Origin of the sequence: Streptomyces sp. NPDC051105 (assembly GCF_040682795.1) — a bacterium.
In the GTDB taxonomy this organism is placed as follows: domain Bacteria; phylum Actinomycetota; class Actinomycetes; order Streptomycetales; family Streptomycetaceae; genus Streptomyces.
Genome location: NZ_JBFBBR010000005.1, coordinates 1 through 19,602, shown reverse-complemented (window position 1 = coordinate 19,602; position 19,602 = coordinate 1). Strand labels below are relative to the sequence as shown.

Here is a 19,602-nt window from a genome sequence, read left to right as displayed (position 1 = left end):
ACGTGACAGGCTGGCAGTTCTGGGTCGACCGCGGCGGTACGTTCACCGACGTCGTCGCGCGACGCCCGGACGGCCGGCTGCTTACCCACAAGCTGCTCTCCGACAACCCCGCACGGTACGCCGACGCCGCGGTGGCAGGCGTGCGTGAGCTGCTCGAAGGCTCCGGCGACCAGGTCGACGCCGTCCGCATGGGTACCACGGTCGCCACCAACGCGCTGCTGGAACGCAAGGGCGAGCGCACCCTGCTCGTCATCACCCGGGGCTTCCGCGACGCCCTGCGCATCGCCTACCAGAACCGCCCCCGCATCTTCGCCCGCCGCATCGATCTGCCCGAGCTGCTGTACGAACGGGTCGTCGAGGTCGACGAGCGCATCGCCGCGGACGGCACCGTCCTGCGCGCCCCCGACCTGGACGCCCTGGCGGGCCCGCTCCGGGAGGCGTACGACGACGGTATCCGGGCCGTCGCCGTGGTCTGTATGCACAGCCATCTCCACCCGGCCCACGAGCAGGCGATCGGCGCGCTGGCCGCCCGCACCGGCTTCTCGCAGATCTCGCTGTCCAGCGAGGTCAGCCCGCTGATGAAGCTCGTCCCGCGCGGCGACACCGCCGTCGTCGACGCCTACCTGTCGCCCGTACTGCGCCGCTACGTCCGCCATGTCGCCGACGAACTCGAAGGCGTACGGCTGATGTTCATGCAGTCCAACGGCGGGCTCGCCGAGGCCGGGCAGTTCCGCGGCAAGGACGCCATCCTCTCCGGACCTGCCGGAGGGATCGTCGGCATGGCCCGGATGTCGCAGCTCGCCGGCTTCGACCGGGTCATCGGCTTCGACATGGGCGGCACCTCCACCGACGTCTCCCACTTCGCCGGCGAGTACGAACGGGTCTTCACCACCCAGATCGCGGGCGTCCGGCTGCGCGCCCCCATGCTGGACATCCACACCGTCGCCGCGGGCGGCGGCTCGGTGCTGCACTTCGACGGCTCCCGCTACCGGGTCGGCCCCGACTCGGCCGGCGCCGACCCCGGCCCGGCCTGCTACCGGGGTGGCGGCCCGCTCACGGTGACCGACGCCAACGTCATGCTCGGCCGGATCCAGCCCGCCCACTTCCCTCATGTGTTCGGACCCGACGGCGACCAGCCCCTCGACGCCGGCCTCGTCCGCGACCGCTTCACCGGCCTCGCGCGGGAGATCCGCGAACAGACCGGCGACGACCGCACCCCGGAACAGGTCGCCGAGGGCTACCTCAGCGTCGCCGTGGCCAACATCGCCAACGCGGTGAAGCGGATCTCCGTCCAGAAGGGCCACGACGTCACCCGCTACGCCCTCACCACCTTCGGCGGGGCCGGCGGCCAGCACGCGTGCATGGTCGCCGACTCGCTCGGTATCCGCACGGTCCTGGTGCCGCCCATGGCGGGCGTCCTGTCCGCGCTCGGCATCGGCCTCGCCGACACCACCGCCATGCGCGAACAGTCCGTCGAGGCTCCCCTGGAGCCCGCCGCCATGCCGGGCGTCCGCAAGACCGCCGACGACCTGGAGGCCGCGGCCCGCTCCGAACTCCTCGCCGAGGACGTCCCGGAGGACCGCATCGAAATCACCCGCCGCGCCCAGCTCCGCTACGACGGCACCGACACCACTCTCACCGTCGAGCTCACCGAGCCCGACGCGATGAAACACGCCTTCGAAGAACGTCATCGGGCCACGTACTCCTTCACGCTCGACCGTCCGGTCGTCGTCGAAGCCCTCTCCGTGGAAGCCACCGGCATCACCCACCCCCCCGATCTCTCCGCCCTCGCCCCGTACGAAGGCCGTCCCGCCGACCCGGAAACCGTCCGCCTCCACACCGGTGGCGCCTGGCACGACGTACCCCTCCACCGCCGCGAGGATCTTCCCCCCGGCGGGTCGGTCACCGGCCCGGCGATCATCACCGAGTCCGGCGCCACGACCGTCGTCGACGACGGCTGGCGGGCCGCGGCGACCGACGACGGGCATCTGGTCATGGAACGCGCGGCGGTTACGCAGAGTTCCGATCTCGGCACGGAAGCGGATCCGGTTCTGCTGGAGGTCTTCAACAACCTCTTCATGTCGATCGCCGAACAGATGGGCGCCCGGCTGGAGTCGACGGCACAGTCCGTCAACATCAAGGAACGCCTGGACTTCTCCTGCGCCCTGTTCGACCCGGACGGGAACCTGGTGGCCAACGCCCCGCACATCCCCGTCCACCTGGGGTCCATGGGGACCAGCGTGAAAGAGGTCATCCGCCGCCGCGGCACCTCGATGCGCCCCGGCGACACCTACGCCGTGAACGACCCGTACCACGGCGGCACCCATCTGCCCGACGTCACCGTGATCACCCCGGTCTTCGGCACTGATGGCACCGACGGCACGGCGGACACGGAGGGTGACCCCGGCGCGGCACCCGAGATCCTCTTCTACGTCGCCTCCCGCGGCCACCACGCCGAGATCGGCGGTATCGCCCCCGGCTCGATGCCCGCCGACAGCCGCACCATCGACGAGGAGGGCGTCCTCTTCGACAACTGGCTCCTCGCCGAGAACGGCCGGTTCCGTGAGACCGAGACCCGGCGGCTGCTCGCCGAGGCCCGCTACCCCTCCCGCAACATCCGCACCAACCTCGCCGACCTGCGTGCCCAGATCGCCGCCAACCGCAAGGGCGTCGACGAAGTCGGCCGCATGATCGAGGAGTTCGGCCTCGACGTCGTCCAGGCCTACATGCGCCACGTCCAGGACAACGCGGAGGAAGCGGTCCGCCGCGTCATCGACGCCCTGGACGACGGTGAGTACGCCTACGAGACCGACTCCGGCGCCGTCATCCGCGTACGCGTGCGCGTGGACCGCGACGACCGGCGCGCCACCATCGACTTCACGGGCACCTCCGCGCAGCTGGACACCAACTTCAACGCCCCGTTCGCCGTCGTCAACGCGGCCGTGCTGTACGTCTTCCGCACCCTGGTCGCCGACGACATCCCGCTCAACGACGGCTGCCTGCGCCCACTGGACATCGTCGTACCACCCGGATCGATGCTCGCCCCCGAGCCGCCGGCCGCCGTCGTCGCGGGCAACGTCGAGACCTCCCAGGCCATCACGGGCGCCCTCTACGCGGCGCTCCGTGTCCAGGCCGAGGGCTCCGGCACCATGAACAACGTCACCTTCGGCAACGAGCGCCACCAGTACTACGAGACCGTCGCCTCCGGATCCGGAGCGGGCGACGGGTTCCCCGGCGCGAGCGTCGTACAGACCCATATGACCAACTCCCGGCTCACCGATCCGGAAGTCCTGGAGTGGCGACTGCCCGTCCGCCTCGACGAGTTCGCCGTACGGCGGGGCAGCGGCGGCACGGGCCGCTGGCGCGGCGGGGACGGCGCGGTGCGCCGCATCCGCTTCCTCGAACCCATGACCGTCTCCACCCTGTCCCAGCACCGCCGCGTGCCGCCGTACGGCATGGCGGGCGGCGCACCCGGCGGGCTCGGCGCCAACCGGGTGGAGCGGGCCGACGGCACGGTCACCGAGCTCGGCGGCAGCGACAGCGCGGACGTCGGCGCGGACGACGTACTGGTCATCGAAACCCCGGGTGGCGGCGGATACGGAAGCCCGTCACCAGACCCCATCAAGCGACCCTCATCAAGCAGGAGAAGAGATCGATGATCTTCGGGCGATCTGAGCGCGGCAAGCCCCCGGTCGAGCCCGTCACGCTCAAGATCCTCGTGGCCGGCGGCTTCGGCGTGGGCAAGACGACCCTGGTCGGCGCGGTGAGCGAGATCAGGCCGCTGCGCACCGAGGAGGTGCTCACGGAGGCCGGGCGACCGGTCGACGACACCAACGGCGTCGAGGGCAAGCACACCACCACCGTCGCCATGGACTTCGGCCGCATCACCCTGCGCGAGGACCTGGTGCTGTACCTGTTCGGTACGCCGGGGCAGGAGCGGTTCTGGTTCATGTGGGACGAGCTGTCCGAGGGCGCGCTGGGCGCCGTCGTGCTCGCCGACACGCGCCGGCTGGAGGACTGCTTCGCGGCCGTCGACTACTTCGAGCGGCGCTCCATACCGTTCCTGGTCGGCGTCAACTGCTTCGAGGGGGCGGACCGTTACCCGGCCGAGGACATCCGCAAGGCTCTCGACCTCGACGCGGACGTACCGGTCCTGCTGTGCGACGCCCGGGACCGCGAGTCGGTCAAGAAGGTGCTCATCGGCGTCGTCCAGCACGCGATGGCGTACGCGGCGGGCCACCGGCAGACCGTCACCACCTGAGGCGCCGGCACGGCCCGTACCCCCGCCGACCGGGGTACGGGCCGTGGTCCCGGGGCGGGCGGCTACTCGCCGTCCTCCAGCCAGCCGAAGCTCTTCTCCACGGCCTTGCGCCAGTTCGCGTACTCCCTGTCGCGCACTGCCGCCTCCATGGCCGGCGTCCACTCCACGTCCTTCTGCCAGTGCGACTTGAGCTCGTCGAGGTCGTTCCACACGCCGGTCGCGAGGCCGGCCGCGTAGGCGGCGCCCAGGCAGGTCGTCTCCGAGACCCGTGGCCGGATCACCGGCACCCCGAGGACGTCGGCCTGGTGCTGCATCAGCAGGTTGTTCTTGGTCATGCCGCCGTCCACCTTCAGGGTCGTGATCTGCACCCCGGAGTCCTGGTACATGGCGTCCACGACCTCCCGCGTCTGCCAGCTGGTCGCCTCCAGGACCGCGCGCGCGAGATGTGCCTTCGTGACGTACCGGGTGAGGCCGGTGACGACCCCGCGCGCGTCCGAGCGCCAATAGGGCGCGAACAGGCCGGAGAAGGCGGGCACGATGTAGGCGCCGCCGTTGTCGTCGACGCTCGCGGCCAGGGTCTCGATCTCGTCGGCGGAGCGGATGATGCCGAGCTGGTCCCGGAACCACTGGACGAGCGCGCCCGTGATGGCGATCGAGCCCTCCAGGCAGTACACCGGTGCCTCGTCGCCGATCTTGTAGCCCATCGTCGTCAGCAGCCCGTTCTTGGACGGCACCGGCCGGTCACCGGTGTTGAGCAGCAGGAAACTGCCCGTCCCGTAGGTGTTCTTCGCCGTGCCGACGTCGTAGCAGGCCTGCCCGAAGACCGCCGCCTGCTGGTCGCCCAGCGCGGACGCCACCGGTACCCCGGCGAGCTGGCCGACGGCGGTGCCGTACACCTCGGCGGAGGACCTGATCTCGGGCAGGACCGCCGCGGGGACGTTCATCGCGGACAGGATGGAGGTGTCCCACTGGAGGGACTCCAGGTTCATCAGCATGGTCCGCCCGGCGTTGGTGACGTCGGTGACGTGCCGGCCGCCCTCGACGCCGCCGGTGAGGTTCCAGATCAGCCAGGAGTCGATGGTCCCGAAGGCGATCTCACCGCGCTCGGCCCGGTCCCGGAGCCCGGGCACGTTGTCCAGCAGCCAGGCCGCCTTGGGCCCGGAGAAGTAGCTGGCCAGGGGCAGCCCGGTCTGGTCGCGGAACCGGTCCTGGCCGTCGCTGCCGCCGAGTTCGTTGCACAGGGCCGCGGTACGGGTGTCCTGCCAGACGATCGCGTTGTGCACGGGCTTGCCGGTGGCGCGGTCCCACAGGACCGTGGTCTCGCGCTGGTTGGTGATGCCGAGCGCGCTCAGCTGGTCGGCGCGCAGCCCCGCGTTGGCGAGCGCCCCGGCGACCACGGCCTGCACCTTGGACCAGATCTCGGTGGCGTCGTGCTCCACCCAGCCCGGCTTGGGGAAGATCTGCCGGTGCTCGCGCTGGTCGACGGCGACGATCGCGCCGCCGTGGTCGAAGATGATGCAGCGGCTCGACGTGGTGCCCTGGTCGATTGCGGCGACGTACCTCTCGGCGGTGTCCGTCATGGCTACCCCTCGGTGGCTGGGTCGGAAGGCTGCGTGGGATCGGAAGGCCGCGTTTCGCAAGACCGCGTTTCAAAGAAACGCGATTCAGAAGGCGACGTTGTAGATGAGGCCCGCGAGCGCCCCGCCGACCAGGGGGCCGACGACCGGGATCCAGGCGTAACCCCAGTCGGAGGTGCCCTTGTTCGGGATCGGCAGGAAGGTGTGCACGATCCGGGGGCCGAGGTCGCGCGTCGGGTTGATGGCGTAGCCCGTGGGCCCACCCAGGGACAGCCCGATCCCGACGACGAGCAGCGAGACGATCAGCACGGTGGTGCCGGACTCGCCGAGCCCCTTGGTCAGCCCGAACGCGAGGATCGGCAGGACCAGCGCGATCGTCGCGATGATCTCGGTGATGAGGTTGGCGACCGGGTTCCGGATCTCCGGGATGGTGGAGAAGATGCCGAGCGTCGGTGTCGGCTCCTCCGCGGTGTCCTCGTCGGGCACGTTGGCCTGGAACTGGGCCAGGTAGACGAGGTACGTCAGAACGGCGCCGAGGATCGCGCCGACGAACTGGCCGAGCAGGTAGACCCAGACCTTGCCCCACTCGCCGGTGTCGACGGCGATGCCGATGGTGACGGCGGGGTTGAGCTGGCCGCCGGAGAGCGGAGCGGCGGTGTAGGCGCCGGCCAGGACGCCGAATCCCCAGCCGAACGCGATCACCACCCACCCGGCCGCTCTCGCCTTGGAGTGTCTGAGGGTGACGGCGGCGCAGACACCGGCACCGAAGAGGATCAGGATGGCCGTGCCGATGACTTCGCCGACGAATATGTCTCCGTTGCTCATGGCGGCTCCTAGGGCGCTGGCCGGAGGATCGACCCCGGCGCATTGAGCAGGAACGGTTCCCTTGGCGACGTCAGCCGAAGGCAGGGAAAGTCCCGCGCCCCGCCCGGCGTCAGTGACGAGCGTGCCGTAGCAGCCGAATCGCCCATGGGGGAGCGGGCCTCAGAACAGGAGCGGCCCACGGCGCAGTGCCTGATTACGCCGAGAATGTACGGCGATGTCGACCGACACCGGAAGTTTTCACCGGCACTCAGGGAGCGTCAAGGTCGCCGACGTCAACGATGACAGGCAACTCGCCGGGAGACAGCTCTCACGGCTCCACCGCCACGTAGCCGGCCTGGGCCGGATACGCGCCCGAGCCGCGCCGGATCTCGTGGCCGGGCAGTCCCGCCCGCCCCAGCACCCAACTCGCCCCGTGCAGCGCCTTGGCCGCCTTCTTGAGCGGCGCCAGACACGCGGCCGCCTCCCGGTGGTCGGCCACACCGCCGGGGCCGCACACGACGGTGGCCAGGGACAGCGTGACGGGACGGCCGCCCGCGGACCAGGGCGCGTCGAGCACGTCGGTCACCAGCCGGTTCAGCCCCTCCTCGTCGGCGAGCACCAGGAAGTCGTCCCCGCCGATGTGCCCCACGCGCGCGTGCCCGGCCACGGCCTGCTGGAGAGCCTGTCCCACCGCACGGATCAGCTCGTCGCCCGCCGCGAACCCGGCGCCGTCGTTGACCTGCTTGAAGTGGTCGATGTCCAGCCAGCTCAGGGCGAAGACGCGGCCTTCCGCGATCCACCGGTCCGTCTCGCCCGTGATCGCGTCCGAACCGGGCAGCCGGGTCAGCGGATTGAGTCCTGCCGCCTCCTCGACGCGGGTCTCGGCGAGGGCGCGTACCAGATCGGCGAGCCGTACGACGCCCACGCAGCGCCCGAGCCGGTCGACGACCGCCACATCGTCCGAGGTGCGGTCCCGGCCGCCGACGGCCACCACGTCCAGGACCTCCCACGCGGTCGCGTCGACGCCGACCGTGCGCGGTGCGTCGCCGAGCTTGAAGGCCGGGCGGTCGGCGTACAGGGCGTGGCCGTAGCGGCCGGACATCGACAGCAGGAAGCGGGAGCGGTGCACCGAGCGGACCGGGGCGCCCGTCTGGTCCACCAGGAGGACGCCGGAGACATCCGGGGAACCGGTCAGCAGGGCCCGCACCTGCAACGCGGACGCGGTGACCGGGAGCAGCGCGGCGGGCCGGATGAACTCCCGCACCGACGGCCCGGAGCGGGGCGGGGACACGGTGGCGGCCGAGCGCGGCGGAACGTACACGTCCGCCACCGGGATCCGGGCCGGCGGCGCGAACAACTCGCCCTGGGCCAGCTGGGCTCCGGCCGACAGAGCGGCCTCGTACTGAAGTTCGCTCTCCACGCCCTCGACGGCCAGCAGGGCGCCGAGTTCCTCGCACAGGGTCCGCATCGCCCGTACCGCGGCCGGCCGGCCGAGCAGTGAGGCGTCGAGCTTGATCAGGTCGGGGGAGAGGTCGGTGAGCAGCCGCAGGGGCACGTCTCCGTCGCCGATGCCGTCGGCGCTGATCCGGAAGCCCTGGCCGCGCAGCGTCGCCACGGCCTCCAGCAGGGCCCGCTGCGGCACGTGCGTGTACGGCGGCACGATGTCCAGGGTCACCTCCCAGGGCATCCGTCCGGCTTCGCGGATGGCCCCGGGCAGTGGGCCGATGCCGCCCAGGTCGGCGAGCGTGGCCGCGAACACGTTGATGTGCAGCGGCAGCAGCGCTTCCTTGCGGGCGGCCGCGCGGAGGGCCAACACGGCCACCCTGCCGTCGAGTTCGGGGTTGCGGCGGGCTTCGGCGAGGATGTCGCCGGTCTCGGGGCGGGCAAGGATCTCCAGTGCGGCGATCCCGCCGGTCGTCAGATTGACCACGGGCTGGAAGGCGAAACGGAGAGCATCCGTCCAGGAGCGCACGGCAGCATGATGACGTCATCGGCGTACGCCCAGGGGCAGTTCATAAGACGTTCACGCACCATTTCGGGGTGGTCACGCACGGTGTGCGACCTCTGCTGTCACACCTGTCCCGTCAGCGCACCGCTATCACGGACGAGCCGTGTCCGAACAGCCCCTGATTGGCCGTGATCCCCACGCGCGCCTGCGCCACCTGACGTTCGCCCGCAGCGTCTCTCAGCTGCCAGGTCAGCTCGCAGACCTGGGCGATCGCCTGGGCCGGCACCGCCTCCCCGAAGGAGGCGAGCCCACCGCTGGCGTTGACGGGTATCCGCCCGCCCAGGGCTGTCGCCCCCTCGCGCAGCAGTTTGGCCGCCTCGCCCTCGCCGCACAGCCCCAGGTCCTCGTACCACTGCAACTCCAGTGCGGTGGACAGGTCGTACACCTCCGCCAGGGAGAGCTCCTCGGGGCCGATGCCCGCCTCCTCGTAGGCGGCGCGTGTGATCGAGGCCCGGAAGGGCTCCGCCGGGGGCTCGACCGCCGCCGCGGAGTCCGTGGCGATGTCCGGCAGGTCCAGCACCGTGTTCGGATAGCGCGGTGTGACCGTGGACACCGCACGGATCCGCACCGGCCGGGCCGCACCGTGCCGACGCGCGAACTCCAGGCTGGACAGCACCAGCGCTGCTCCGCCGTCGGAGGTCGCGCAGATGTCCAGCAGCCGCAGCGGATCGGCGACCACCTGGGAGGCCGCGACCTGCTCGGCGGTGACCCGCTCGCGGTAACGAGCGTACGGATTGAGCACGCCCAGGGCCGCGTTCTTCACCTTGACCAGCGCGAAGTCCTCCAAGGTGTCCCCGAACACCGCCATCCGCCGGCGCGCGTACAGCCCGAAGTACGTGGGATTGGTCGCGCCCAGCAGCCGGAAGCGCAGCCAGTCGGGATCCTCGGGGCGGTCCCCTCCGGCGGGCCGGAAGAAGCCCTTGGGCGCCGCGTCCGCGCCCACCACGAGCACCACGTCCGCGAGCCCCGCCAGGATCTGCGCACGCGCCGCGGCGATCGCCTGCGCCCCGGACGCGCATGCCGCGTACACGCTCGCGACGCGCGCCCCCTGCCAGCCCAGCGCCTTGGCGAAGGTCGCGCCCGCGACGTAGCCGGGATAGCCGCCACGCACCGTGTCCGCGCCCACGACGGAGCCGATGTCCCGCCATCGCAGTCCCGCGTCCGCAAGGGCCGCGCGGGCCGCCGCCGTCCCGTACTCGACGAAGCTGCGCCCCCACTTGCCCCACGGGTGCATGCCCACGCCGAGCACCGCCACGTCCGCCGTCATGCCGTCACCCCTGTCGGTCGCCAGTGCCAGGTCGTCCAGGCCGTCTCCGCGTCCTCGCTCAGCACTCCGGGGACGACCTCGACCTCCATGCCCACCGCCAGATCGGCGACGGTGATCCTGGGAACCGCCTGCCCCAGCACCACGATCCGCTCGGACTCCAGCTCCACAGCGATCAACGCGTACGGTTCCCACGGAAGTTCCGGATCGGTCACATAGGGTGACGGCGGCCGGTAGCGGCTGTCGGTGTACGACCAGATCCGCCCGCGGCGTGAGAGCGCGACCTCCGCCAGGTCGCCGCCCACGCATCCGGGATTGCGGCAGTGGGCGTCCTCTCGCGGGAAGAAGACCGAGGCGCAGGCCGCGCAACGGGTGCCCAGGAGCCGGAACCCGTCCCCCTCGCCCGTGAACCAGCCCTCGACCGCAGGCGTGCGTGTACGCGACAAAGCTCCTCCAGGGCACGGGATCTGACGGGACGTCAGAAGTGTGTCACGGGTCGCCGCGATTGGGCAGGCCGCGCCCTCGGGCCACATCCCGCTGTCCGTTCCTGGCCGTCGGCATCGGTTCACTTCCGGAACAAGACGTTCCCCCGACCGTAAGACGTCGCCTTCGTGATCGGATAAAGTCCGCGCGTGTCCGAAAATCAGCACCCACCTGTCAACTCCGCTCCGGACTCGCACTGTTCGAGCTGCGGAGCGCCCTATGGAGCGGGAGTCTCCGGCTGGCCGCGCACCTGCCCGGTCTGCGGCCACGTCGCCTACCGCAACCCGCTGCCGGTGGCGATCGCCCTCCAGCCCGTGTACGACACGAAGGGCACCGCCCTGATCGTCATCACCCGGACCGTCGCCCCCGCGCGAGGCGGCACGGCGCTGCCCGGCGGCTACGTCGACGACCGTGAGGACTGGCGGCACGCCGTCGTGCGCGAACTCAAGGAGGAGACCGGCCTCGACGCGGCCGTGCGGGACGTACGGCTCGCCGACGCCATGAGCTCACCCGACGGGCACCTCCTGCTGTTCGGACTTCTCCCGGAGCGCCCGGCAGAAGGACTCCCGCCGTCCCGTATCACGGACGAGACGGAGGGCTGGCACCTGCTGCGCAGGCCCGAGGAACTCGCCTTCCCGCTGCACAGCGTGGCCGTACGCGCGTGGTTCGAGGGCCGCTACTGAGCCCTCCGGCTCACCCCAGCCCCCGGATGCGCACCGGATGCGGCGGTTCGCCCCCGCCGTTGACCCCCTCCCGTCTCACCACCACCCGCCGGTTCTCCCAGCGGGCGACGTAACGCTCGATCTCCGGCTCGTCCCAGCCGTCGCCCGCGTCCGGCACGAACAGCCCGCCCCCGGTCCGGCCCCGGGCGGGCGCCCACACCTCCAGGCACACACCGCCGTCCTCGTCCCGCACGGGAAGGACGGCACCCGCGCGCGCGAGCACCGGAATCCGCGACAGCGGAGCGTCCACGAGCACCTGCCCCGGCCCCTCGTACGCCCGCTCCGTCAGCGTGTCGTACCAGCGCCCGCGGGGCAGCTGCACCGCACGCCTGTCGGCGCCCGGATCCAGCACCGGAGCCACCAGCAGACCGTCGCCCAGCAGGAACGCGTCCTCGCAGTCGCGCAGCGCCCGGTCCTCCGGCGCACCCCACCACAGGGGCCGCACATAGGGCGCGCCGGTCCGCCGGGCCAGATGCGCCAGCGTCATGAAGTACGGCAGCAGGCGCCGCCGTTCCAGGAGAGCCACGCGCGCGTGCTCCAGCACCTCGGCCCCGAACTCCCACGGTTCCCTGCGCCCCGCCCGCATGCTCGCGTGCGTGCGGAACAGCGGCAGATAGGCGCCCAGCTGGAACCAGCGCAGAAACAGCTCGGGCGACGGGCTCCCGTCGTAACCGCCCACATCCGGCCCGGAGTACGGCACCCCGCACAGCCCGAGCCCCAGCACCAGCGACAGGGACGCGCGTAGCCCCGGCCAGCCGGTCGCGACATCACCGGACCAGGCGCCCCCGTAACGCTGCAGGCCGGCCCAGCCGGAGCGGGAGAACAGGAACGGCCGCTCCTTGGGCGCCAGTTCGCGCAGCCCTTCGTAGGCCGCCCGCGCCATGCAGAGCGCGTAGACGTTGTGCGCCTCCCGATGGTCGCCGCCGCGCCCCTCCAGGGCGTGCCGTGACGCGCGCGGCAGGGTGGACTCGCCGAAGGCGGTGAAGGACGTCGGCTCGTTCATGTCGTGCCAGAACCCGGCGAAGCCCAGCGCGAGCCGCTCCTCGTACAGCCCGCCCCACCACTTGCGCACGCGCGCGTGCGTGAAGTCGGGATAGACCGCCTCGCCGGGCCACAGCACACCCTCCACCAACCGCCCCGCCGGATCCCGCACAAAGGCGTCGACGTCCGTCCCGCTGTCGTAGACCGCGTTGCCCGGCGTGGCCTTCACCGCCGGGTCCACGATCGACACCAGCCGGATCCCGTCCCGCCGCAGCTCCTCGGACAGCGTCGGCAGCTTCGGGAAGTGTTCGTGGTCGACGGTGAACACCTGATGGGCGTCGTAGTGGTCGATGTCCAGATGGACGGCGTCCAGCGGCAGACCACGTTCCTGGTAACCGCCGACGACCCGCCGGACCTCTTGCTCGCTGCCGAAACCCCAGCGTGCGTGGTGATGACCCAGCGCCCATGCCGGCGGCAGGGCGGGCGCGCCCGTGAGCGAGGCCCAGGTGTGCAGCACGCGCGCGGGCGTGCCCACCATCACCCAGCAACGCAGCGGACCCCCGTCCATCCGCAGCTCGCACCGCCCGGTCCGGTCATGGCCGGAACCGGCACCCTCCTCGCCCTCCCGGAGGGTCACCGTGCCGTCCCACGAGGTGTCGTGGAACACCAGGTGCACGGCCGCGTCCGCCACCACCAGCTGCACCGGCATGGTGATGTAAAGCGGATCGTCATCGGACCCGAAGGCAAGGCCGGGGTCGGTGTTCCACAGGCGGTACGTGCCGTCGCGCAGCCGCGGCCCCGAGGCACGCCCGCCGAGACCGAAGAACCGCGCGTCCGCGGCGACCTCCGACCGCTGCACCCAGCGCGCCGGGCCCCCGGCCACGGGCTCCCACCAGCGGGGCGGCAGGTCCCGCCGCAGCATCACACCACCGGGCGTGCACACCTCCACCGCGCCGTGCCGCGAGACGCTGACCGTCACCCGCTCCGCCACGACCCGCCAGCCGCCGTCCGTGTCCGGTTCGAGGACCGCCCGCGGATCCGGCTCCGGACAGCGGCCCGCGAGCGCGTACGACGGCTCGGGACCGGCCCCGTCCCAGCCCCAGAAGACCGCCCCGTTCACGGCGACCGTGATCCGCAGCTCGGACCGGCTGAAGCGGATGACACCACCCCCCGGTCCCGGCTCCGCGTCCCGCACCGGCCCCGGCACCCGGGCGCGCTCGGCCCCCCGCGCGGGCAGCCCGGCGGCGTCGATCCGCCTCCTGCGCCACGCCGCCCGTACGGTACGCAACCCCTGAGCCGCCTTCCTCGAACCGACCACTCTCACCGAACGCACCAGGTCACGACCGTCCATGCTGCTCACCCTGCCACTCGGCGCTCCACACGCGCGTGCCGTTCAACTGCCGTTCACCCGTGCCGGGACCACATCTTCACGACACGGACTATGTGGAGCGCACCCTGGTGTAGAAGTCGATCACATGGCATCGTCCCTGTCAGCCGCGTACGCGCACACCCCAGCCCGTGCGCGCCCGACGCACACCAGCGCAGAAGCCCGGGAGCCGCCCCATGTCGACAGCGAACCCCCAACCGCTCTGGCAACCCGATCCGCAACGGATCGCCCAGGCACACATCACCAGGTTCCAGATCTGGGCGGCGGAACACCACGGAGCCCCCGCGGAGGGCGGGTACCCGGCACTGCACCGCTGGTCCGTCGACCATCTGGACACGTTCTGGAAGGCCGTCACGGAGTGGTTCGACGTCCGGTTCTCGACGCCCTACGCGCGCGTGCTCGGCGACCGCACGATGCCCGGCGCCGAATGGTTTCCCGGCGCGACGCTGAACTACGCCGAGCACGCCCTGCGCGCCGCCGCCACCCGCGCGGACGAACCCGCGCTCCTGTACGTCGACGAGACCCACGAACCGCTGCCGGTCACCTGGTCCGAGCTGCGCCGCCAGGTGGGCTCCCTGGCCGCCGAACTCCGCGCCCTCGGAGTCCGCCCGGGAGACCGCGTCAGCGGCTACCTCCCGAACATCCCGCAGGCCGTGGTCGCCCTTCTGGCCACCGCCGCCGTGGGCGCCGTGTGGACCTCCTGCGCCCCCGACTTCGGCGCCCGCAGCGTCCTGGACCGCTTCCAGCAGGTCGAACCCGTCGTCCTGTTCACCGTCGACGGCTACCGCTACGGCGGCAAGGAACACGACCGCCGCGAGATCGTCGCCGAACTCCGCCGCGAACTGCCCACCCTGCGCGCCGTCGTCCACATCCCGCTGCTCGGCACCGCCGCCCCCGAAGGCGCCCTGGAGTGGTCGGCCCTGACCTCCGCCGACACCGAGCCCGAGTTCGAACAGGTCCCCTTCGAGCACCCCTTGTGGGTGCTGTACTCCTCCGGCACCACCGGCCTGCCCAAGGCCATCGTCCAGTCCCAGGGCGGCATCCTGGTCGAACACCTCAAACAGCTCGGCCTGCACTGCGACCTGGGCCCCGAGGACCGTTTCTTCTGGTACACCTCGACCGGCTGGATGATGTGGAACTTCCTCGTCTCCGGCCTCCTCACGGGCAGCACGATCGTCCTGTACGACGGCAGCCCCGGCTACCCCGACACCGGCGCCCAGTGGCGGGTCGCCGAACGCACCGGGGCCACCCTCTACGGCACCTCCGCCGCCTACGTGATGGCCTGCCGCAAGGCCGGCGTGCACCCCGCCCGCGACTTCGACCTGTCCCAGGTGCGGTGTGTCGCCACCACCGGCTCACCACTGCCCCCGGACGGCTTCCGCTGGCTGCACGACGAGGTCCGCGACGACCTGTGGATCGCCTCCGTCAGCGGCGGCACCGACGTGTGCTCCTGCTTCGCGGGCGCCGTACCCACCCTCCCGGTCTACACCGGCGAACTCCAGGCACCCTGCCTCGGGACCGGTCTCCAGGCCTGGGACCCGAACGGCGACCCCGTCATCGACGAGGTCGGTGAACTGGTCGTCACCAACCCCATGCCCTCGATGCCGATCCACTTCTGGAACGACCCCGACGGCAGCCGCTACCACGACAGCTACTTCGACATGTATCCCGGCGTCTGGCGGCACGGCGACTGGATCACCGTCACCTCCCGCGGCTCGGTGATCATCCACGGCCGCTCCGACTCAACCCTCAACCGCCAGGGCGTACGGATGGGTTCGGCCGACATCTACGAGGTCGTCGAGCGCCTCCCCGAGATCAGGGAATCCCTCGTCATCGGCATCGAACAGCCCGACGGCGGCTACTGGATGCCCCTGTTCGTCCACCTGGCCCCGGGCGCCGTCCTCGACGAGGCCCTGCTGAACCGCGTCAAGCAGGCCATCCGCGAACAGCTCTCGCCGCGCCATGTCCCCGACGAGATCATCGAGGTCCCCGGCGTCCCGCACACCCTCACCGGCAAGCGCATCGAGGTCCCGGTCAAGCGCCTTCTCCAGGGCGCACCCCTGGAGAAGGCCGTCAACCCCGGCTCCATCGACAACCTGGACCTGCTGAGCTTCTACGAGGAGCTGGCCCGCAAGCGCGCCTGACCCTCCCAGCGGCGCGCTCACCCGCCGTAGGAGGCCTCGGACTCGCCCAGTACGGCGGCGAAGTCCGAGGCCGGCCGCACCGCGTCGGCCGGCTCCAGACCGGCGGTCGAGATCCGCACGGCCTCCTCCAGCCGGGCGAGCCGGGGCATCGAGCGGTGCGACCGGGCGCCGGGGGAGTGCCGTGAGGGCGGCACCAGGCCGGGGAGCAGGGCGGGATCCGGACGCCCGCCGGCTATGTCCCGATCGCATTCGGTGCCGCCATCGCGCTGACCTGCGGATTTCGGCACCGCCTGGTCCCTGGCCGACTTCCGCAACCCTCATTGTCAGTGGCGCCGGTTACTGTGAGTGAGCATTGATCGACCGCTCTCACAGGGGGAAACATGGCGCACACCGACCACCGGGTCATGCGACGCGTCCTGCGCCGCGAAATCGCCGGCACCATCGGCCTGCTGACCGACGAACACGACTTCCGCGCCATGCGGCGCTACCGCACCTTCACCTTCGACGACCATCCCACCTACCTGGGCCAGATCGAAGCCCTCCTCAGGACCCGCGCCGCGGAAGGCACCCACACCACACTCGCGCTCTTCGACCCCGAGGAATACGCCGAGTTCTGCACGGACACCGGACTCGACCCGGACAACCCCGCGAGCCGCACCCGCTTCACCGCCGAACTCGCGGCCACCGGCGCCACCGTCCCCTACGACGGCCGACCCCTCACCGACCTCGTCCCCGTCCTCGTCGACGAAGCGGTACGCCAGGCCACCTGGGAGTACGCGAGTACCCTCCTGGCGCGCCTCGGCCCCTGCCCCACCTGCGGCGAGGACATCGGGCGCGCCGCCTTCGCCCGCGCCTCCCACCTCCTCAGCCGCATCCTCGACGCCGCCCCACCTGGTGACCGGCACCTCGTGTGCAGCGTCTCCGGACCACCCGAAACGCTCGTCACCGTCCTCCACGCCGACCAGGACACCGAGGGCACCACCCACCTCGACGAAGCCGAAGCCCTCGAATTCACCAGCGTCCTCGCCCTCGGCCTCGCCACCCGCAGCCCCGGCGGACTCGTCATGCGCACCAGCGCCCCCGGCACCGCCGACCGCGTCTACGGCTGGCGACTGCGCGGCGACCGCCTCGCACCCCTCACCGCGGCCGAGGTCTTCGACGCCTACTGCACCGACGTCGAGTCCGGCGACCTCATCTCCCCGGAGTCAGACGTCGACTACTGCACACCGCCCGACCTGGGCGACCAGGAGACGACACCGGGCCACCACCACTGAAACGCACCGGGGGCGCCCCACCCGCAGGTGGAGCGCCCCCGGAAGGACAGCTGATCGGCCGCGCCCGGCTATTCGCCGGACAGCACCGCCTGAGCCGCCGCACGGGCCTCGTCCGCGCTGTCCGCGGCACGCGCGGCGGAAGCGGCCCGCTCGCACTGGGCCAGCGTGTACTTGGCCAGCGCCGCCCGGACATAGGGAATCGACGCCGCACCCATGGAGAGGGAGGTGACACCCAGACCCGTCAGCACACACGCCAACAGCGGATCGGACGCGGCCTCGCCGCAGACTCCACAGCTCTTGCCCTCGGCCTTCGCCGCCTCCGCGGACAGCGCGACCAGGTCGAGCAGCGCGGGCTGCCACGGGTCCTGCAGCCGGGACACCGCACCGACCTGACGGTCCGCAGCGAACGTGTACTGCGCCAGGTCGTTGGTGCCCAGCGACAGGAACTCGACTTCCTGGAGGATCGAACGCGCCCGCAGCGCGGCGGACGGAATCTCCACCATCGCGCCGAACTTGGCTCGCAGCCCCGCCTCCCGGCAGGCGTCCGCGAACGCCTTGGCATCGGTACGGTCCGCCACCATGGGCGCCATGACCTCAAGGTAGACGGGCAGTCCCTCGGCCGCCTTCGCCAACGCGGTCAGCTGCGTGCGCAGCACGTCGGGGTGGTCCAGCAGTGTCCGCAGACCGCGCACGCCCAGCGCCGGGTTGGGCTCATCCGCAGGAGTCAGGAAGTCCAGGGGCTTGTCCGCGCCCGCGTCCAGCACCCGCACGACGACCCGGCCCTCCGGGAAGGCCTCCAGTACCTGACGGTAGGCCTCGACCTGCTTCTCCTCGGACGGCGCGTTCTTGCTGTCGTCCAGGAACAGGAACTCGGTACGGAACAGACCCACGCCCTCGGCACCGGCCGCCACGGCCGCCGGCACATCCGCCGGTCCGCCCACGTTGGCCAGCAGCGGCACCTTGTGCCCGTCGGCGGTGACACCCGGACCGGTCGAGGCGGTCAGCGCGGCCTTGCGTTCGGCGGCCGCGGTCTCCAACTCGGCCTTCTTCTCCGCACTCGGGTTCACGAAGATGTCACCGGTGCTGCCGTCGACGGCGATCACCGTGCCCTCGAGGAGCTCACCGGCGCCCGGCAGCGCCACCACGGCCGGCACCCCGAGCGCCCGCGCCAGGATCGCGCTGTGACTCGTCGGCCCACCCTCCTCGGTCACGAAACCGAGCACCAGAGTCGGGTCCAGCAACGCGGTGTCCGCCGGCGCCAGATCCCGCGCGACCAGCACGTAGGGCTCGTCGCTGTCGGGGACACCCGGCATCGGAACCCCCAGCAGCCGGGCGACGATACGATTCCGCACATCGTCCAGGTCGGCCACGCGGCCGGCCAGGTACTCGCCGGCCCCGGCCAGCAGTTCGCGGTAGGCGGCGAACGCGTCGTACACGGCACGCTCGGCGGTGCTGCCGACGGCGATCCGCCGCTCCACGTCGGCCATCAACTCCGGGTCCTGGGCCATCATGGCCTGCGCCTCAAGCACCGCCTGGGCCTCACCGCCGGCCAGGTTGCCCCGCGCCATCAGGTCGGCCGCCACGGCCTCCACGGCCTGCCGGGCACGCCCCGGCTCACGCTCCGCCTCTTCCGCCGGAATCTGCTTGGCAGGCGGCTCCAGCACCGCCGTTCCCATGTGCCGAACCTCGCCGATCGCCACACCGTGGCTCACGCCGACGCCTCGCAGCGTTGTCTCCATCTCACCCGTCTCCGATAGTGCGGCGGGTCCCGCCGCCGCGATGGTTGTCGTGGGCGCCGCCTTCTCCGGTCATGCGACGGGACGGCGGCGAGGTCGTCAGTTCCAGACGAAGAGGCTGTCGCCGGCCTTCACATCACCGTCGTCACGGACGTCGGAAAGGGAGTCGGCCGTGGCCTCCAGGGCCACGACAGGGCACACCGGGGACTTGCCGGCGGCCTCGACCTCGGCCGGGTTCCAGCGGATGATGCCCTGGCCGCGGGTCACGGTGTCGCCCTTGTTGACGAGGAGTTCGAAACCCTGGCCGTTGAGCTGCACCGTGTCGATACCGAGGTGGGTGAGTACACCGTGGCCGCTCTCGTCGACGACGACGAAGGCATGTGGGTGAAGGGAGACGATGACGCCGTCCACAGGCGCCACGACTTCGGAAGGCTCACGCGCGGGGTCGATCGCTGTGCCCGGGCCGACCATGGCCCCGGAGAAGACCGGATCCGGCACGGCGGCCAGCCCGATGGCGCGTCCTGCCAGAGGGGACGTCACGGTGGTCATGGGAAGCCTCCCAGAGATGGAGCTGCTTACGGGCCGTCACTGCTTGTTCCGGACGGCACTGAGCAGCAGCGTATGTCATATGAAGTGGCGGTTCCGCATGGAAGCTACCAGCTAGTGGTCTAGACCACCAGCCTAATGGATTTGCACGCGCTCGGAGGCTCCGTGTACAGTTGTACTCCTGCTTGAGGCCGAGCGGCGCGATAAAGCGTCCTTGCTTAGCAGCACCCAAATTTGTCAGATCCTAACTCGGGATCACCTTCCGCATGTCTGCGGGAAGGTGGTCAGGGGGCCGGAAAAACACTGATAGAGTTTGGAACACCGAAGGGAAGCCCGGAGGAAAGCCCGAGAGGGTGAGTACAAAGGAAGCGACCGTTCCTTGAGAACTCAACAGCGTGCCAAAAGTCAACGCCAG

Annotated in this window: 13 protein-coding genes and 1 pseudogene; 5 read left to right on the top strand and 9 right to left on the bottom strand. The window is 71.2% G+C overall.

The window, feature by feature from the left end; all coding sequences use genetic code 11:
* The first annotated feature begins 2 nt into the window (after positions 1 to 2).
* Both AB0N16_RS13690 and AB0N16_RS13685 read left to right on the top strand, forming a co-directional pair.
* Positions 3 to 3,675 (top strand): annotated as a pseudogene (locus tag AB0N16_RS13690) (hydantoinase B/oxoprolinase family protein).
* Complete coding sequence (locus AB0N16_RS13685; protein WP_365796248.1) at positions 3,656 to 4,261, top strand: ATP/GTP-binding protein; 606 nt, start codon at positions 3,656 to 3,658, stop codon at positions 4,259 to 4,261. The pseudogene AB0N16_RS13690 and the gene AB0N16_RS13685 overlap by 20 nt, the downstream one beginning before the upstream one ends.
* Positions 4,262 to 4,323: 62 nt before the next feature.
* Here the strand turns inward: AB0N16_RS13685 and glpK are convergent, their stop codons facing one another.
* The 5 genes from glpK to AB0N16_RS13660 form a co-directional block, all read right to left on the bottom strand.
* The gene (gene glpK, locus AB0N16_RS13680; RefSeq protein ID WP_365796246.1) at positions 4,324 to 5,841 is read right to left on the bottom strand and encodes a glycerol kinase GlpK; all 1,518 of its coding nucleotides are present in this window, start codon (positions 5,839 to 5,841) and stop codon (positions 4,324 to 4,326) included.
* Positions 5,842 to 5,925: 84 nt separating this feature from the next.
* Positions 5,926 to 6,663 (bottom strand): MIP/aquaporin family protein, encoded by a 738-nt coding sequence (locus tag AB0N16_RS13675; protein ID WP_365796244.1) that lies wholly within the window; start codon positions 6,661 to 6,663, stop codon positions 5,926 to 5,928.
* 307 nt (positions 6,664 to 6,970) lie between these two features.
* Positions 6,971 to 8,614, bottom strand: coding sequence for a GGDEF domain-containing protein (locus tag AB0N16_RS13670; RefSeq protein ID WP_365796242.1), 1,644 nt, complete (start codon positions 8,612 to 8,614; stop codon positions 6,971 to 6,973).
* A gap of 112 nt (positions 8,615 to 8,726) precedes the next feature.
* A complete protein-coding gene (locus AB0N16_RS13665) occupies positions 8,727 to 9,917 on the bottom strand; it encodes a lipid-transfer protein (protein WP_365796240.1) in 1,191 nt (396 codons plus the stop codon).
* Positions 9,914 to 10,360 (bottom strand): zinc ribbon domain-containing protein, encoded by a 447-nt coding sequence (locus AB0N16_RS13660; protein ID WP_365796238.1) that lies wholly within the window; start codon positions 10,358 to 10,360, stop codon positions 9,914 to 9,916. Before AB0N16_RS13660 ends, AB0N16_RS13665 begins: the two co-directional genes overlap by 4 nt.
* Positions 10,361 to 10,546: 186 nt before the next feature.
* Between AB0N16_RS13660 and AB0N16_RS13655 the strand changes: the two genes are divergently transcribed.
* Entirely contained in the window at positions 10,547 to 11,080 is a 534-nt protein-coding gene (locus tag AB0N16_RS13655) for an NUDIX domain-containing protein (protein ID WP_365796236.1), read from the top strand.
* A 10-nt stretch (positions 11,081 to 11,090) separates the two neighbouring features.
* Here the strand turns inward: AB0N16_RS13655 and AB0N16_RS13650 are convergent, their stop codons facing one another.
* Positions 11,091 to 13,451, bottom strand: a complete 2,361-nt coding sequence (locus AB0N16_RS13650; RefSeq protein WP_365796234.1) for a glycoside hydrolase family 31 protein — start codon at positions 13,449 to 13,451, stop codon at positions 11,091 to 11,093.
* Positions 13,452 to 13,663: 212 nt separating this feature from the next.
* Here AB0N16_RS13650 and AB0N16_RS13645 point away from each other — a divergent pair, with 212 nt between their 5' ends.
* Positions 13,664 to 15,631 (top strand): acetoacetate--CoA ligase, encoded by a 1,968-nt coding sequence (locus AB0N16_RS13645; RefSeq protein ID WP_365796232.1) that lies wholly within the window; start codon positions 13,664 to 13,666, stop codon positions 15,629 to 15,631.
* Between the two features lie 17 nt (positions 15,632 to 15,648).
* Here AB0N16_RS13645 and AB0N16_RS13640 read toward each other — a convergent pair whose 3' ends face one another.
* Positions 15,649 to 15,918 (bottom strand): hypothetical protein, encoded by a 270-nt coding sequence (locus AB0N16_RS13640; RefSeq protein ID WP_365796230.1) that lies wholly within the window; start codon positions 15,916 to 15,918, stop codon positions 15,649 to 15,651.
* A gap of 93 nt (positions 15,919 to 16,011) precedes the next feature.
* On the opposite strand from AB0N16_RS13640, the gene AB0N16_RS13635 reads away from it, so the two are divergent.
* Positions 16,012 to 16,905, top strand: coding sequence for a hypothetical protein (locus AB0N16_RS13635; RefSeq protein ID WP_365796228.1), 894 nt, complete (start codon positions 16,012 to 16,014; stop codon positions 16,903 to 16,905).
* Between the two features lie 68 nt (positions 16,906 to 16,973).
* Here the strand turns inward: AB0N16_RS13635 and ptsP are convergent, their stop codons facing one another.
* Both ptsP and AB0N16_RS13625 read right to left on the bottom strand, forming a co-directional pair.
* Entirely contained in the window at positions 16,974 to 18,644 is a 1,671-nt protein-coding gene (gene ptsP / locus AB0N16_RS13630) for a phosphoenolpyruvate--protein phosphotransferase (protein ID WP_365796226.1), read from the bottom strand.
* 96 nt (positions 18,645 to 18,740) lie between these two features.
* Complete coding sequence (locus AB0N16_RS13625; RefSeq protein WP_365796224.1) at positions 18,741 to 19,190, bottom strand: PTS glucose transporter subunit IIA; 450 nt, start codon at positions 19,188 to 19,190, stop codon at positions 18,741 to 18,743.
* Positions 19,191 to 19,602 lie beyond the last annotated feature (412 nt).